Genomic DNA, 15947 nt, shown 5'->3' on the forward strand with positions numbered 1-15947 from the left:
CACTGGAGGACCCAAGTGTCTGCACTTGTTCTAGCAGCAGCGAACGCTGAGGTTGTCAACGAACTTCCCATTGCCCCATCCGGCTACGGAATCATTGCTTTCACTGTGCTCATTGCATCGCTGATCGTGACGTACGCCTTCCGCAGCGTCGGTACCCGCCACTGAGTGAAGCACCTGGGCGTTGAACATTCCTAAGGCTAGGGAACACGCGCGGGTCGGTGTGATGGGTGGAACCTTCGATCCAATCCACCACGGACACCTGGTTGCCGCGAGCGAGGTAGCCGCACAATATGACTTGGATGAGGTTATCTTCGTCCCCACCGGGCAGCCTTCGTTCAAGCAGAATCAGCAGGTGACGGAGGCGGAACACCGTTACCTGATGACGGTCATCGCGACCGCATCAAACCCACGCTTCACCGTGAGCAGGGTCGATATTGAACGCGAAGGCCTGACCTATACAGTGGACACACTGCGCGACCTCAAGCAGGACCGCCCTGACGATGAACTGTTCTTCATCACGGGTGCCGATGCGGTCACGCAGATGGCACAGTGGAAGGATGCCGACATGTTGTGGAATATGGCCCAGTTTGTCGGTGTGACGCGCCCAGGACACGACATTGATCTTTCAGGTCTTCCCCAGGACAGCGTGAAGATTCTCGAAGTCCCAGCAATGGCGATCTCCTCAACCAACTGCCGTGACCGCGCCCGCAATGGCCAACCTGTCTGGTATCTCGTGCCAGATGGGGTGGTTCAATACATTGCGAAGCACGGTCTGTACCAGCAAGAAGGTACTGAGGTATCTCAATGAGCAGCCCGAACCCCCACGACGAGCAAGGCCGTCCTCTGACTCGACGTGAACTACGTGAGTTGGCGGAGAAACAGGCTATGCTCGCCACGCCGAATCCACAGGTCAATGCAGCGCCGCAACCTGCTTTTCCGCCAACCGCACAGGCCGTTTCAACGCCCGCGCCCACACACCAGTCCGCACCACCGGTCCGAAGGACGACGGCGCGCCCTGCTCCCACACGGTCGGTTCCAGGTGCGAATACACCGATTCCTCATGAGGCCATCGGTCGCTCGCAGCGTCCAGGTACGGACAACCGTCCGTCGGGTGTGCAGTCAGGCGTGCCGCAACAGTCACCTGCAGGGCGCAGTCCCGAGGGAACGTCTCACAGGTCGCGCGCACAGGCGCAACCAGTCTCACCACAAGCCAGTGCTCCTGCATCAGAGCAGGGTGGGCTTCGATCGCGTCCGGTGGTTACTCCAACGGAGCAGCCAGTCCAGGTGACTCGTCGTTCGATGTACACCCAGGCTCCTGCTGCTGGCGTACCACAGGTGACTCCACCTGCTCAGGCTGGTGCCGTGCGTATGCTTGAGGAAACGGGAACCCTATCTCGGCTTGTCGATCCCCGTGAGTTTGAACCTTCGCGTCAGCCCGTGGCTCCACCGCGACAAGGGCCCTCCGAAGATCGTGCACGGATGTTAGAGGCAAATACCGCGACGGCCCCGGCCGTGCCGCGCAGCAACCTCGCGGGTTTTATGCGGCAGGCACCCCCAAGTAGCCAGATCCCACGTGTTGAGCAGGACGAACACGGTAACTGGCGGGCGAGTTCCGGTGCCGAGGTTCAAGACCGTGTTGCACAGACCGGTGCCGTGCTTCCTCAGTGGAATGCAGGATCGTCCCCCTTTGCCGAGTTCAGCAGCAGGGTTGGACAGACTCAGGACGGAAATTCATTCACGCCTCAACAGCAGGTCGGCGGTTCTGGTCTGCCTGCTCGCTCCTCAGCTTTTCAGGCACAGGGGCAGAGGGCGGAGGGCGCCGCTGGCTCAATCGAGGGTGAGCAGGCCCGAGAAACGGGCGTGACAGGCGGATTCACGGCAGCGACCGCTCCTCCCGCGTGGGAAGCGATCACGAGCGTCGATTCGACCCTGCCGGTTGATCCAACAGTCGGTGGCGTTGCGGTCAGCAGCCTCCTCGCACAGACTCAGTCGGCCACAAACCAGCCAGGACCGGGCGTGGGCGCTACTGGGCCGACTCCACTGGGAGGCGGTTTGAGTACGCCTCCAGGTTCACGCGGCCCGATTGTAGATGAGCCAACTGCTGCGATGGCGGCGGTCTCACAAGAGTTACCTCTGTCATTTGCCCCAGGATCAGGAGGAACTGGTGCACAAGGCCAACAGAACCCATTTGGGGCGGCACCTTTCGGTGAGCAGCCTGATCAGCAGCCCTCAGGTTTCGGAGATTTTGCTGGACTACAGGTGGATGAGACCGCTGAAGCCGAAGACCTGGACGAGGAAGACGCCGAACTCGACCACTCCTACACGTGGCTGCACTACATGATTCTTGTGGCCGTCGCATTCGTTCTGGGCATGGTGATCTGGAAAGTCGCGCTGGACTCCGAACCAGCAGACCGCGGCGCAGAGACCGAGGCAGCCTCCGTTTCGGTGAATGTGGACCCTCTTGCAATCAGAGCGTAGGAAGCAAGGTCACAGTGCTTGAGCGGTCTGAATGGCCCAAAATTCGTCATAATTGATAGACAGTCAAGCAACACATCGGCGAGAGCCGAACAAAAGGAGAACCGTGGCAGCCACTGAGCGCGCAATTGAACTTGCAATCATCGCAGCCCGCGCGGCATCGGACCGTAAGGCAGCAGAGATCATTGCACTCGATGTGAGCGAGAACCTGGTCCTTACTGATGCCTTCGTGATCGCGTCGGGCAACAACGAACGCCAGGTTGGCGCGATCGTCGATGCAGTTGAGGAAGCTTTACACAAGGCTGGCGCTAAGCGCCTGCGCCGTGAGGGTAAGGAGGGCGGCCGCTGGGTTCTCATTGACTTCGGTGACGTGGTCGTTCACGTCCAGCACCAAGAAGACCGTGCTTTCTATGCGCTCGAGAAACTGTGGGCCGACTGCCCTGCCATCGAACTTCCGGAGGACGCTCGCGGCGGTGACGGCTCAGCCCCAGAATACGAGTTGGATGAGTTTGGCTTTCCACTCGTTGAGGACACTGAGGACTGAGATTTGACTGCCGGTTCTATTGTCTTGGTGCGCCACGGGCGGACCGCCTATAACGCGGCGATGCGTTTACAAGGCCAGGTCGATATTGACCTTGATGAGGTTGGTCAGTGGCAGGCCGAAACCTCAGCCAAGGTATTGACGGAGATCATCGCTCCAACGCGCATCCTCACCTCTGACTTGAACCGCGCAATTGCCACGGCGCGTACGATCGGGGCTTGCTACGGCGTTGAACCGATCATTGACAAGCGAGTCCGCGAACGTTCATTCGGTCCTTGGGAAGGCATGACCGGCGAGGAGATCTCCGCCCGGTGGCCCGAGGAGTTTGCTGCGTGGCGTGGCGGTTCTGAACCAACCACCGTCGGTATCGAGCTCAAGCGCGACGTGGCCGAGCGTATGTGCGCGGTTATTCTTGAGAATGCTGCCCAGATGGCTGATTCCGAGACTCTCATGGTTGTCTCGCACGGTGCCGCGATCTCGTGTGCCATCGCCGGTCTGCTCGGGCAGGATGCCACGAGTTGGCGCGGCGTTGCGGGTATGAGCAACGTGCACTGGTCGCGTCTGGCCCGCAACACCTCACCTGGTGCGGAACCCGCGTGGCGTCTTGAACAGCACAATGTTGGTCCATCCGTCGTGTACGGCAAGAAGGCCTGGGAGAACGGTCCCGCCGACGTGTTTGTGGCGCTTTGATCAAACTCCACTGGTTTTATTGACGACGAGGCCCTTCTGCCAGCGCACACTGCGCTGGCAGAAGGGCCTCGTCGTTCATTTGGCGCTCTCGCACCGAAACCGCTGCTGCGATCTCATCTGGTCAGAGGGCTCTTGTCGGCGTTGATCCGTGCCGATACTGTGAGCAGGTAGATTATCGAACATCAAGTGTGAGGTAGAGGGATGATTCAAGGATCATATGGAGCGCGATATACACAACGTGCAAGGGTGATTGCCCTAGCAGTGGTTGCTGCATTGGCATTCATGTTCAGCGCGGCTCCGGCGCAGGCGTCTGCAGGAGACGAGTCGCCTTTGGCGTTGACAACGAAGGTTGTCTCTGGTCAGAAGTTCAAGGCAGGTGACACTGTCAAAATCAGATTGACGGCGAAGAACACCTCGAAGAAGACCATTGAAATGCCTGCCCAGTCAGGGCTTCTTGTCTCATTCGCAAGACAGTATCTTGGCGAACAGGAGACGCTGACCGGTGGATTCGTGCTGGATGGTTTCGGGGAAGACGACACCTACGCCTACTGGGATTACTACAAGGCATTACCTGGAAGGGTCAAGGCCGGTGAGTCTTTCTCAACGACAATCACCTACAAAGCTGTTGCGCAGGATGTTGCGAATGGTGGGGTATTCGCGACACTCAGCTACGTCAACGACACGACGAGCTACGAGGATCTATCGTTCGTGTTCGCGACAGTTCCCGCAAGTGGGAAGAGCGATCCAACTGTTCGTGGAACGTCAAAGGTTGGCAAGCTGTTGACTGTAGCACCGGGCTACACCGGTGTGTGGAACCACAATTACGAGTACCAGTGGTTGCGGAACGGAAAGGCGATCAAGGGTGCCACGAAGTCAACGTATAAGTTGAAGGCTGCTGATGCCGGTAAGAAGATCTCAGTACTGATCGCAGGGGAAGACCGCGCTGGCTTCAACGGTTGGGCGGTCTTCGAAGCCAATGTGGCAAAGAAGATCGCAGCGCTTACTCTTAAAGCTCCTACACCACGGGTGACCGGTACGACCAAGGTTGGCAAGACCTTGAAGGCTACAACGAGTGGCTGGACCAAGAACACCAAGAAGTCGTACCAGTGGTATGCGAACGGTAAGAAGATCAAGGGGGCAACGAAGTCGTCGCTCAAACTGACCAAAGCCCACGCGGGTAAGCGCATCACTGTGAAGGTCACCGGTAAGAAGGCTGGATACAAGACCGTTGTGAAAACGTCTAAGAAGACCGTCACGATCAAGCGGTAGGTTCTTAGCCTTACCCGACGAGGCCCTTCTGCCAGCGCAGTGTGCGCTGGCAGAAGGGCCTCGTCGTCAATCTGCGTTGTGTGTCGATGACAGAGTGCTACACACCCAAAATGCGACGAGACCACCCACTTTTTGTGGGTGGTCTCGTCGCATTTTGGGTGTGTGCAGACCGTAGGCCGGACGACTGACCGGTCTGCGGCAGATCAAGCGCCCGCGAAGAACGCTCCGATTGCTCGCGACAGGTAGACAACGTCGTTGACGTGGCACATCTCGCGGGCGGAGTGCATCGAGATCAGGGGGATACCCACGTCAACGGTGCGGATGCCGATGCGGGTCGCGGTGAGCGGACCGATTGTGGAGCCACACGGGCTGTTGTTGTTCGACACGAAATCCTGATACGGCACGCCAGCCGCTTCACAGGAGCGAACCCACAGGGCCGCGCCAACGCCATCGGTTGCGTACCTCTGGTTGGCGTTGATCTTGAGCAGCGGGCCGTTTCCGGCGAGTGGCTGGACGTTTGGGTCGTGGCGTTCGCCGTAGTTCGGGTGGATGGAGTGTCCGGCGTCCGAGGAGATGCACCAGGATTGAGCCATTGCGCGCGCGGACTCTTCGAGCGTTGCGCCAAGGCCATCGTAGATTCGGGTCAGCACATCCTCAAGGAATGGTCCGCACGCACCGGAACGGGTTTCGGAGCCGATCTCCTCGTGGTCGAATGCCGCGAGCATCGAGATGTGGCCGCCATCCTCTGGCGCGTTCAGCAGCGCAACGAGCCCGGCGTAGGTCGAGGACAGGTTGTCCATGCGCGGTGCGGCGAACAGGGTGTCGTCGAGTCCGAAGCGAGCGGGCGGCTGGGTGTCGGTCGAGATGATGTCGTAGCCGGCCACGTCCTGCGAGGGGATGTCGGCAAGTTGCGCGAGGTGTCCCAACACGTCCGCCGCACGTGGATCACCCACCCCATACACGGGCGCGGTGTTGCGCTGCTTGTCGAGTTTCAGGCCGTTGTTGGCTTCACGGTCCAAGTGGATGGCCAACTGCGGGATACGCATGAATGGACCGGTGCGCACGAGGTGTTGCGACCCGTCCTTGAGCACGAGACGCCCCGAGAGTTCGAGTTCCCGGTCAAGCCACGAGTTCAGCAAAGGACCGCCGTACACCTCGACCCCGACCTGGAGCCAGCCGTGCGAACCGATCGTGGACTGGGGCTTGAGTTTGAAGCCGGGGGAGTCCGTGTGTGCGCCGAGGATACGAACCGGTGCGGTGGTCGGCGCGTTGTCCGGGGTGATCCACGCGATGATCGCACCGTCGCGGATCACGAATGTCTTCTTCGGGGCGATCCACGGGTCTTCTTCCTTGAGTTCCGAGAATCCGGCGCTGGTGAGTTGGCGGGCGACCTCGTGGGCCGCGTGATATGACGATGGGCTTGCTTGGATGAACTCGGCGAAGCCGGTCATGTATTCGGTCGTATCCATGTTTTACATTCTCTCACTGCTTCGGAGGCGGGTATGGCGCGGCGCAGAGTGTGTGGTCGCCGCTGCGCGCGAGTGGGAAAATCCCACTCGTGGCGCACCTGAAACCGGTGTTTCGGTTCTGTCGGCACTGTTGCCACATAAAACCGGAACACCGCCGACAACACCGCAACATCGGGCCACTCGCCAACGCATGTGTATTGCTTGGCGACGATTCGGCGCGACCCGTGGGAGTCCATCCGCTGGGAGGTGGGCTGGACTGGGAGGCGGCAGGTTCGTCGTCAAGCAGATGTTTGCGGTGGGCGCTCGCAAGCCCGCGAACTCAGCCATTTACCCACGAACTCAGCTTTGTGCGAGCTGAGTTTGTGGGTAAATGGCTGAGTTCGACTTCGAATACGGAGCTGGATCAGCCCATCTGGGCTGCGCGGCCGATCAGTGCGCCCAACTCGTCGTAGTTCTCCCGGACGTTCCCCGTGCTCACCCGCACGTGTGGACCCGTGTCGAGAGCGGTTCGCGCAGAGGGGGCTGTAGCCTGCGCACCGTTCCGCCCTCGGGCCGAGCCGATGTGCGTGAACGGGCCACCGGGGGCCACCCGAATTCCCTGGGCAGCGAGGTAGACGACTGTCGCCTGCTCGTTGATGACTGGAACCCAGATGTTGAGGCCCTCGCCATGAAGAACTGGGATGCCTTGAGACTCAATGCCCTTGATGATCTGCTTGCGGCGACTCGCATACTTGGCGCGCGCGGACGCAATGTGATCTTGGGTGAGTCGATCATTGAGCAGTTCCAACAGGACTGTTTGGAGGATGCGGCTCGTCCATCCGGGGCCGAGCATTCGGCGCGCGACGATCTGCTGGACTATCGGGCGTGGCCCGCCCAACGCTGCGATCCGCAGGTCGGGTCCATGCGATTTTGAATAACTGTGGATGTGCACGACCTGATCGGGAAGGTGCGTGCCCAGGCTGAGGTCGGCGGTGGGACAGATAGCGCCGCAGTGGTCGTCCTCGATGATGTGGAGCGAACTGCCACGGGGATGCTCCCGAACGACGGCGGCAAGGTCAGCGGTGCGTTCCGGGGTCATGGTCGCCCCGGTTGGGTTCTGGGCACGAGGCTGAATGACAAGCACCGTGCAACCGGCATTCAACGCATCCTCCACTCCCTGCGGTGTGACACCGTGGGCGTCTATCGCCATCGGTACCGCCTGGGCCCCAAGCACGTCTATGAGGTCGAGGAACGGGGGAAAACTGGGGGCCTCCACCCCTACCCGCGAGCCGACTCCGATGAGGGTCTCCAACACCCGCGTCAAACCGTCGAGAGCACCGTCCACCACCGTGACCTCCTCGGGCGGGTAGGACCAGGCAGCGCGCAGGCGCTTCTCAAGAAGGGGAAGTATCGGCTGCCCCAGGTAACTGGACGTCACCGCACCGGTCGTGCGACGGCCAAGCCGTGAAAACGCGGGACCCACAGTTGGGAGTAACTGGGGATCGGGAGTACCCGATGACAGGTCCAGTCGATACGGCACCGGCGTCGAGTGGGCTAGACCGCCGTAGCGCGGTGGCAGCCACGGCGTGTTTTGTTCAAGAACGAAAGTTCCTTTTCGTCCGCGCGACGCGATCAGTCCCGATTCGGCGAGAGCATGCCAGGCCCCAGCCACCGTGCCAGGCGACACCCGCAGGATGGCCGCGATCTCCCGTACGGTGGGCAACCTGGTGCCGGAGGGCAGGTCACCGCTACGGATGCGACTGCCCACGGCAGCGGCAATGGAGGTTGGAGACACGTCCGTCAACTCGCTCAAAAAGTCCATATCTAAGGATGTGCGCACTGAGAACCCTCGGATGACGGATTCGACGACATTTAACAGATCGGTCATGAGCGTTCTTGTAAACGTTACGCGGCGCAACGTCACTGAAATGTTCAAGGAGCAGAGTCACACATCATCCGGTAAGCGCCTAACCCCAAGGAGAACGCGATCAACATGAACAAAGTCAAGATTGCTCTGACCCAGTGCACCTGGACCGGAGACAAGGAGTCCATGCTCCAACTGCACGAGGACTACACGCGGCAGGCCGCCGCGGAGGGTGCTCAGGTGATCTGCTATCAGGAACTCTTCTACGGCCCCTACTTCGGTATCACGCAGGACACCGAGTACTACAAGTACGCCGAAACCATTCCAGGGCCAACCACGAGCCGGTTCAGCGAACTCGCAAGGGAACTGGGAATCGTCATCGTGCTTCCCATCTATGAGGAAGACCAGCCGGGCGTCCTGTACAACACGGCAGTCGTCATAGACGCGGACGGAAGCGTCCTCGGACAGTATCGCAAGCACCACATCCCGCACCTGCCCAAGTTCTGGGAGAAGTTCTACTTCCGCCCAGGCAACATGGGCTACCCGGTGTTCGACACGGCAGTCGGCAAGATCGGCGTCAATATCTGCTACGACCGACACTTCCCAGAGGGTTGGCGCGCCCTTGCCCTGGGTGGAGCCGAGATCGTGTTCAACCCCAACGCCACGGCGCCGGGTATCTCGAACAAGCTGTGGGAGATCGAACAGCCAGCGGCAGCGGTCGCGAACGGCTACTTCGTCGTCGCAACCAACCGCGTGGGCCTTGAGGACAACGAGTACGGCGATGAGGCTGTCAACTTCTACGGATCGTCCTACGTGGTGGGCCCAGACGGCAACTATGTCGGCGAGGTCGGTTCGAACTCAGAGCCGCAACTGCTGCTCCGCGAGATTGATCTGGACCAGGTGCGCGAGGTCCGGGAACGCTGGCAGTTCTTCCGCGACCGCCGCCCGGACGCCTACGGCGCCATCGTGGCACCTTGAGTTCAGTTTCTTAGTCGAAGTGGGAGGTAACGCATGTACACGCTGATCACAGGTGGAACCGTGGTGAACGCGACGGGGTCAAGCCGCGCCGACGTGCTCATCGAGGATGAGAAGATCGCCGCGGTCCTCGAACCTGGCTCGAACATCTTGGGCACGGCGTTCCTTGCGGGGATCGACCGGGTCATCGACGCAACCGGGAAGTACGTGATTCCCGGTGGCATCGATGCCCACACTCACATGGAGATGCCGTTTGGTGGCACGTTTGCCTCAGACACGTTTGAGACCGGAACGCGTGCCGCAGCATGGGGTGGCACCACCACGATCATCGACTTCGCGGTGCAGTATGCGGGCGAGGACGTACTCACGCAGTTCGCCCGTTGGCACGAGAAGGCCGCCGGAAAATGCGCGATCGACTATGCATTCCACCAGATCATCGGTGGGGTCAACGATGTGTCGCTGGCGGCGATGGACACCCTGATAGATGAGGGCGTGTCGAGCTTCAAACTCTTCATGGCCTACAAGGACGTGTTCCTCTCCGACGACGGCCAGATCGTCCAGGCGATGCAGACGGCATCCCACAACGGTGGGCTACTGATGATGCACGCAGAGAACGGCAGCGTCATCGACCTGTTGCAGAAGCAGGCGCTTGAGCGGGGCGAGACGGATCCGGTCTATCACGGGTTGACTCGTCCCTGGCAGACCGAGGAGGAGGCAACCTATCGCGCGATCCGACTCGCGGAGTTGACCGGCGCCCCGCTGTACGTGGTCCACGTGTCCGCGAAGCAGGCTGCGATGCGGATCGCCGAGGCTCGTGACACCGGCCAGAACGTGTTCGGCGAGACCTGCCCGCAGTACCTGTGGCTGTCACTTGAGGATCAGCTCGGTGCACCGGGATTCGAAGGGTCCAAGTGGGTGTGCTCGACACCGCTGCGCCCCAAGGCACACGGCCACCAGGACCACATGTGGACTTCCCTGCGCACGAACGATCTTCAACTTGTCTCGACGGATCACTGCCCGTTCTGCATGAAGGGTCAGAAGGAATTGGGACTGGGCGATTTCACGAAGATCCCGAACGGCATCGGCTCGGTCGAACACCGCCTCGATTTGATCTATCAGGGCGTGGTCACCGGAAAGATCTCGCTCGAACGCTGGGTTGAGATCTGCTGCACCACCCCAGCCCGCATGTTCGGTATGTACGGCAAGAAGGGCGTGCTCCAACCCGGTGCGGACGCGGATGTCGTGGTGTACGACCCGCAGGGCAAGACGAACATCTCGGCCCAGACCCACCACATGAATCTGGACTACTCGGCCTGGGAGGGCTGGGAGATCGATGGGCATGTGGACACCGTTGTATCTCGCGGCCTGGTGGTGGTGGACGACGGTGAGTACTTCGGCCATGCAGGTCACGGCCAATACATCAAGCGTGGATTGTCGCAGTACCTGATCTAGCAGCAGACATAAAGGTTCCGGCACCTGGAACGTACAGGAAGCACGGAACACCGTAACCGATGTGAAAGGGGAGGGACATGGAATTTGGTGTCGTTCTTCAGCCTGATCCGCCAACCGCCCGCACAGTGGAGTTGGCCAAGCGGGCGGAAACGTACGGGTTCAGTCATGCCTGGCTGTTCGACTCGCACCTTTTGTGGCAGGAACCGTTCCCGATCTTCTCGAGGATTCTCAACGAAACACACCGCATCAAGGTCGGCACGTACGTGACCAACCCCGCGACTCGCGACTGGACGGTGTTGGCCTCGGCGTTTGCGACCTTGAACGAGATGTACGGCAACCGTACGGTCTGCGGCATTGGTCGCGGTGACTCGGCGTTGCGTGCGCTTGGGCGCAAGCCAGCGAAGCTCTCGGAGTTACGGCAGGCCATCCACGTGATCCGGGAACTCGCAAGTTCCCGTGCGGTTGAGCACGAGGGAGCAACGCTGCGGTTTCCCTGGGCGCAGAGCTCTGAGTTGGAGATGTGGGTGGCTGCATACGGGCCACTCGCACTGAAGCTGACAGGTGAGGTGGGCGATGGCTTCATCCTTCAGTTAGCTGACTTGGACATCGCGGAGTGGATGATCAAGACGGTGCGCGGCGCAGCCGAGGCCGCTGGCCGTGACCCGGATGCGATCAAGTTCTGCATTGGCGCACCCATGTATGTGGGTGACGGGGATGATCCGATTGCCCGCGAGCACATGATCAATCAGTGCCGCTGGTTCGGCGGCATGGTGGGTAACCACGTTGCGGACATCGTGTCCAAATATGGTGGCGGTTCGGATGTGCCTGCGGCGCTCACTGACTACATTGCGGGTCGCGAGAGCTACGACTACAACTCGCATGGCCGCGCGACGAACACGCACACCGACTTCGTCCCCGACGAGATCGTGGAGCGCTTCTGCATCATCGGCTCTCCCAAAGAACACATTGCGAAGCTCAATGCGCTCAAGGATCTGGGTGTGCACCAGTTCGCCGGGTACCTACAACATGACAACAAGGACGCCACCTTGGCGGCATATGGAAATGAGATCATTCCCGCCGTTCGTGACGTGGTTTTGGCACGATCATGAGCGCTGCGCAGGACACGCACGTCTTAGAGACAGAGGAGCGCACTGACGTGGGATCATCTGGTTCATTGCCGACGAGCCCATCGCGGATACCGTCCCGCACCTCCCAGCGGGGCCAAGCCGGTGCTGCTCGCTTCGCGCGAGCAGCACTGTCGAACCGGATTGTGGCAGCGGTTCTGGCGATTCTCGCAGTGGGCAGCGTATGGGAACTGTATAAGGCGCTTGGCCCCGATCAGGGCTGGTCGCTCGGTGAGACGCGAATCCTGCCCCGTACAACCGACATCGTGATGCCTCATACGTGGAGCATGGTGGGACGGCTGTTCGATCCGGTGTCTGGTGCTTCGGGTGCCGCAAGCCTGTGGTGGGCGGTCGTGGTGGCTGCGATCTTCACCCTATCGATAGCCATCGCCGGGTGGCTGATTGGCGTGCTCGTGGGCGTGATCCTGGCCGTGGCCATGCAGCGCCTGAAGATCGTGGAGCGGGCGGTACTCCCACTCGTGATCGTGTCACAGACGGTGCCTCTGATCGCATTGGCGCCGCTTGTCCGATCGTGGGGCTCGCAGATTTCCATCGGCTCGATCACCTGGGCGCCGTGGATGTCCGTCGCGGTGATCGCCTCCTACCTGGCATTCTTCCCCGTCGCGGTCGGAACATTGCGTGGCCTGCAATCTCCCAGCCAGATACAGGTGGAACTTCTGCACGCCTACGGCGCTGGCTGGTGGACCACACTGGTGCGGTTGCGGGTACCGGCCGCAATCCCTCAGATCCTTCCAGCCCTGCGCCTGGCCGCCGCGAACGCGGTTGTCGGCACGGTCGTCGCCGAGGTCGCCACGGGGCTACCGGGTGGAATCGGCCGCATGATCCTCGAGTACGCGAACTTCGCGGCATCCGATCCCGCAAAGCCCTGGGCACCGATCTTCGGCTCAGTGATCTTGGGTCTACTCGCAGCGGGAGCGATTGGCCTACTCGGCGCATCGCTCAAGAAGTATCGACGTGTGGAGGCACGATGACAAACACGACAGCAACGGCAATCGACATCTGCGGCGTACACCGCGTATTTGGCTCGGGGGCCAAACAGGTCACAGCGTTGCACGACATCAACCTGAAGATAGCCGCGGGTGAGTTCGTCTCGTTGATCGGCCCATCGGGTTGCGGCAAATCGACACTGCTGCGGCTGATCGCCGATCTCGACCAACCCACCGACGGCGAGATCACGGTGTTCGGGCATTCCCCGAGTGAGGCGCGCCGAGCCCGCGAATACGGCATTGCCTTCCAGCAGGCAGGCCTGTTGCCGTGGCGTTCCGTACGCGAGAACGTCGACCTGCCTCTGCGGTTGGCGGGTCGGGGAAAGCATGCACGACGTGAACGCATCGATCACCTGCTCGACATGGTCGGTTTGACGAGCTTCGCCGATCACTATCCCGACCAACTCTCGGGCGGCATGCAACAGCGAGTGGCCATCGCCCGAGCGCTCGCGGAGGAACCGTCTCTGCTCCTCATGGATGAACCCTTCGGTGCACTCGACGAGATGACCAGGGAACACCTGCAAACCCAACTCCTGCGCATCAGCGCGGAATCTCGGGCAGCGGTCGTGTTCGTCACCCACTCCATACCGGAAGCCGTGTTCCTGTCCAACCGGGTGGTTGTCATGTCGCCGCGTCCAGGCGAGATCCGCCGCATCGTGGACATCGACCTGGACCGCAGCGCGGTCACTCCGCAGAGTGCATCGCCACTGTCGGAGCGTTCCAAGAACGCCGAACCAGAGCACGACACCGTAGACCTACGGACGGACGCCCGCTTCTTCGAGGCCGTCGCCCAGGTACGAGACGCCCTCCACGACGGTGTCCCGACCGGGGCGGGAGTGGATCTGCGATGACCGTGCGAAACGCTGTCGCAACCACACTGCCGCCGACCCTGCTCCTCATCGCACTCATCGGTGCCTGGCAAGCCCTCGTGAGCGTGGGGAACATCCCACCCTTCATCCTGCCCGGACCTGCTGCAATCGCGGACCAGTTCTCGCAGTTCCGCGAACCGATCACTGGGGCAGCCCTCGTGACCGGGCGTAACGCGCTCGTGGGATTGATCGTGGGGGCACTGCTCGGCATCATCACCGCGATTATCTCGGTCACGAGTTGGGTCGTGGACAAGATCAGCGAACCAATCATCAGCGCACTCGCCGTCGTACCCATCGTGGCCCTCGCACCCGTGCTGTACTCGATGTTCGGCGCAGGAAGCGAACAGGCCCGAATCATCGTGGCCGGACTTGCCGTGTACGTGCCGGTCTACCTCAACACCCTGACCGGACTGCGTCAGGTGCTGCCTGTGCACAAGGACCTCATGCGAGCCCTTGCCGCACCATCTCGTGACATCATCCGGTTCGTCACGATCCCTACCGCCACCCCCTACGTGTTCACAGGTCTGCGCATGGCCTCGGCGCTCGCGGTGATCTCCGCAATCGTGGCCGAGTACTTCGGCGGACCGCGTTCAGGGGTGGGCTCGTTCATTACAACCGCTGCTGCCGGATCGAACTACGCCCAAGCATGGGCCTACGTATTCGGCGGGATCGTGGTGGGCCTGATCTTTTACACCACCACTCTGGCACTGGAAACCTACGCCCTGAGAAAGGCAGGACGCCGTTGATTTCAGACCGCACTGCGGTCACCGCCCAAGATCCTTCGGAAGTGAGAAGACATGAAAACTCGTAAGACACTCGTCGCGCCACTAGCGGCAGCACTCACGCTCGGCCTGACCCTGACCGCCTGCACCGTGGGCGACACCGAAACCCCGACACCGACCCCAGACGCAACGGATTCGACCGAGACATCGGGAGAACTCACCAAGGTCAAACTGCAGTTGCAATGGCTCACCCAGGGACAGTTCGCGGGCTACTACGCCGCACTGAGCGAGGGCTTCTATGAGGAAGAAGGCCTTGACGTCGAAATCATTCCCTCCGGTGGCGACATCGTGCCACAGGACGCACTCGCCCAGGGCGAGGTCGACTACGCGATTGCGTGGGTGCCCAAGGTACTCGGCTCGATCGAACAGGGTGCGAACATCACCAACGTGGCCCAGATCTTTGAACGCTCGGCAACCCTGCAGGTCTCCTTCAAGGATGCGGGCATCACCTCGCCCGCAGATCTCGCCGGCAAGAAGGTGGGCTCGTGGGGCTACGGCAACGAGTGGGAGCTGTTCGCGGGCCTCAACAAGGCCGATGTCACCGACTTTGAACTCGTGACCCAGGCGTTCGATATGCTCGGGCTGCTCAACGGTGACATCGATGCCGCCCAGGCGATGACGTACAACGAGTACGCGCAACTGCTTGAGACCGTAAACCCCGACACCGGCGAGCTCTACACCCCGGATGACTTCAACGTCATCGATTGGAACGACGAGGGTACGGCAATGCTCCAGGACGCAATCTGGGCTGACGCTGACCGTCTCGCCTCAGATGAAGCCTATGCGGAGACGACCGTGAAGTTCATCAAGGCCTCGATCAAGGGCTGGGCGTTCGCACGTGACAACGCGGAGGACTCCGCAACCATCGTGACCGAGGCGGGATCCACGCTTGGCGCGAGCCACCAACTGTGGATGGTCAACGAGGTCAACAAGCTACTCTGGCCAAACACCACCGGTGGTCTGGGGCTGGTCGATGAATCGGCGTGGGCCGCGACCGTCGAGATGGCGCTCGGAACCTCAAACGAGACCGGTGCAACCATCATCACCTCGGAACCACCAAGCACCGCCTATTCGAACGAATACGTGACCAAGGCGCTTGCCGAACTCACTGAGGAAGGCGTGGACGTGGTTGGAGAGGGCTTCAGCCCGCTGACCGTCACGCTCAACGAGGGCGGCAACTAGCTCCAGTTGGGGACAAAGCAGCGGTGCGGAGGGTACCACCGTGGACACAGTAGCGCAGCGGAGGGTAGGGATCTCGCGGAGCAGATCCCTACCGGAGCGAAGCGGATACAGTTCGCGGCTGTCGAGCACTAGTCTCGCGGAGCAGGCTGTTACCGGAGCATAAGCGAATGTAGTTCCCAACCAGAAAACGCTAGTTGGGCATGAGATAGCGGTGCCCGCCAGCACAACCGCACGGCTGGTGCGTGCTGAACATGGAGTTCAGCACGCAC

General features: G+C 61.0%; 15 protein-coding genes. 13 read left to right on the forward strand and 2 right to left on the reverse strand.

Translation table 11 applies throughout. The features are described from left to right. The first annotated feature begins 15 nt into the window (after positions 1–15). From ACFSYH_RS00480 to ACFSYH_RS00505, 6 genes are all read left to right on the forward strand, one after another. On the forward strand, positions 16–165 hold the full coding sequence (locus ACFSYH_RS00480) for a hypothetical protein (RefSeq protein ID WP_377464452.1): 150 nt from the start codon (positions 16–18) through the stop codon (positions 163–165). A 22-nt stretch (positions 166–187) separates the two neighbouring features. Beyond that, a complete protein-coding gene (gene nadD / locus ACFSYH_RS00485) occupies positions 188–808 on the forward strand; it encodes a nicotinate-nucleotide adenylyltransferase (RefSeq protein WP_377465221.1) in 621 nt (206 codons plus the stop codon). Next, positions 805–2478, forward strand: coding sequence for a hypothetical protein (locus ACFSYH_RS00490; protein ID WP_377464454.1), 1674 nt, complete (start codon positions 805–807; stop codon positions 2476–2478). Before nadD ends, ACFSYH_RS00490 begins: the two co-directional genes overlap by 4 nt. A gap of 103 nt (positions 2479–2581) precedes the next feature. Next, positions 2582–3019, forward strand: coding sequence for a ribosome silencing factor (rsfS, locus tag ACFSYH_RS00495; RefSeq protein ID WP_377464455.1), 438 nt, complete (start codon positions 2582–2584; stop codon positions 3017–3019). Between the two features lie 27 nt (positions 3020–3046). Beyond that, entirely contained in the window at positions 3047–3706 is a 660-nt protein-coding gene (locus tag ACFSYH_RS00500) for a histidine phosphatase family protein (RefSeq protein WP_377465223.1), read from the forward strand. Positions 3707–3952: 246 nt separating this feature from the next. After that, positions 3953–4975, forward strand: a complete 1023-nt coding sequence (locus ACFSYH_RS00505; protein ID WP_377464456.1) for a hypothetical protein — start codon at positions 3953–3955, stop codon at positions 4973–4975. Positions 4976–5178: 203 nt separating this feature from the next. Here ACFSYH_RS00505 and ACFSYH_RS00510 read toward each other — a convergent pair whose 3' ends face one another. Together ACFSYH_RS00510 and ACFSYH_RS00515 are read right to left on the reverse strand one after the other, a co-directional pair. Next, positions 5179–6444: a M18 family aminopeptidase gene (locus ACFSYH_RS00510; RefSeq protein WP_377464457.1), complete on the reverse strand. Its 1266-nt coding sequence runs from the start codon at positions 6442–6444 to the stop codon at positions 5179–5181. 403 nt (positions 6445–6847) lie between these two features. Continuing rightward, positions 6848–8311 (reverse strand): aminotransferase-like domain-containing protein, encoded by a 1464-nt coding sequence (locus ACFSYH_RS00515; RefSeq protein ID WP_377464458.1) that lies wholly within the window; start codon positions 8309–8311, stop codon positions 6848–6850. 105 nt (positions 8312–8416) lie between these two features. On the opposite strand from ACFSYH_RS00515, the gene ACFSYH_RS00520 reads away from it, so the two are divergent. The 7 genes from ACFSYH_RS00520 (at position 8417) to ACFSYH_RS00550 (ending at position 15678) form a co-directional block, all read left to right on the forward strand. Continuing rightward, positions 8417–9265 (forward strand): nitrilase-related carbon-nitrogen hydrolase, encoded by an 849-nt coding sequence (locus ACFSYH_RS00520; protein ID WP_377464459.1) that lies wholly within the window; start codon positions 8417–8419, stop codon positions 9263–9265. Between the two features lie 33 nt (positions 9266–9298). Continuing rightward, positions 9299–10714 (forward strand): dihydropyrimidinase, encoded by a 1416-nt coding sequence (hydA, locus tag ACFSYH_RS00525; protein ID WP_377464460.1) that lies wholly within the window; start codon positions 9299–9301, stop codon positions 10712–10714. Positions 10715–10791: 77 nt separating this feature from the next. Then, the gene (locus ACFSYH_RS00530) at positions 10792–11823 is read left to right on the forward strand and encodes a TIGR03842 family LLM class F420-dependent oxidoreductase (protein WP_377464462.1); all 1032 of its coding nucleotides are present in this window, start codon (positions 10792–10794) and stop codon (positions 11821–11823) included. Further along, a complete protein-coding gene (locus tag ACFSYH_RS00535) occupies positions 11820–12830 on the forward strand; it encodes an ABC transporter permease (RefSeq protein ID WP_377464464.1) in 1011 nt (336 codons plus the stop codon). Before ACFSYH_RS00530 ends, ACFSYH_RS00535 begins: the two co-directional genes overlap by 4 nt. Then, a complete protein-coding gene (locus ACFSYH_RS00540; RefSeq protein WP_377464466.1) occupies positions 12827–13696 on the forward strand; it encodes an ABC transporter ATP-binding protein in 870 nt (289 codons plus the stop codon). Before ACFSYH_RS00535 ends, ACFSYH_RS00540 begins: the two co-directional genes overlap by 4 nt. Next, a complete protein-coding gene (locus tag ACFSYH_RS00545) occupies positions 13693–14460 on the forward strand; it encodes an ABC transporter permease (protein ID WP_377464468.1) in 768 nt (255 codons plus the stop codon). Before ACFSYH_RS00540 ends, ACFSYH_RS00545 begins: the two co-directional genes overlap by 4 nt. Before the next feature lie 51 nt (positions 14461–14511). Beyond that, positions 14512–15678, forward strand: coding sequence for an ABC transporter substrate-binding protein (locus tag ACFSYH_RS00550; protein ID WP_377464470.1), 1167 nt, complete (start codon positions 14512–14514; stop codon positions 15676–15678). The last annotated feature ends 269 nt before the right edge of the window (positions 15679–15947 follow it).

Source organism: Populibacterium corticicola (genome assembly GCF_042683685.1).
Taxonomy (GTDB): domain Bacteria; phylum Actinomycetota; class Actinomycetes; order Actinomycetales; family Cellulomonadaceae; genus Timonella; species Timonella corticicola.

Excerpts from the sequence above, each read along its gene's own strand:
- ACFSYH_RS00490 (WP_377464454.1), top strand. The coding sequence starts at position 805 with ATGAGCAGCCCGAACCCCCACGACGAGCAAGGCCGTCCTCTGACTCGA.
- ACFSYH_RS00545 (WP_377464468.1), top strand. The coding sequence starts at position 13,693 with ATGACCGTGCGAAACGCTGTCGCAACCACACTGCCGCCGACCCTGCTC.
- ACFSYH_RS00515 (WP_377464458.1), bottom strand. The coding sequence starts at position 8,311 with ATGACCGATCTGTTAAATGTCGTCGAATCCGTCATCCGAGGGTTCTCA.
- ACFSYH_RS00540 (WP_377464466.1), top strand. The coding sequence starts at position 12,827 with ATGACAAACACGACAGCAACGGCAATCGACATCTGCGGCGTACACCGC.
- ACFSYH_RS00550 (WP_377464470.1), top strand. The coding sequence starts at position 14,512 with ATGAAAACTCGTAAGACACTCGTCGCGCCACTAGCGGCAGCACTCACG.
- ACFSYH_RS00510 (WP_377464457.1), bottom strand. The coding sequence starts at position 6,444 with ATGGATACGACCGAATACATGACCGGCTTCGCCGAGTTCATCCAAGCA.
- ACFSYH_RS00530 (WP_377464462.1), top strand. The coding sequence starts at position 10,792 with ATGGAATTTGGTGTCGTTCTTCAGCCTGATCCGCCAACCGCCCGCACA.
- ACFSYH_RS00520 (WP_377464459.1), top strand. The coding sequence starts at position 8,417 with ATGAACAAAGTCAAGATTGCTCTGACCCAGTGCACCTGGACCGGAGAC.
- hydA (WP_377464460.1), top strand. The coding sequence starts at position 9,299 with ATGTACACGCTGATCACAGGTGGAACCGTGGTGAACGCGACGGGGTCA.
- ACFSYH_RS00535 (WP_377464464.1), top strand. The coding sequence starts at position 11,820 with ATGAGCGCTGCGCAGGACACGCACGTCTTAGAGACAGAGGAGCGCACT.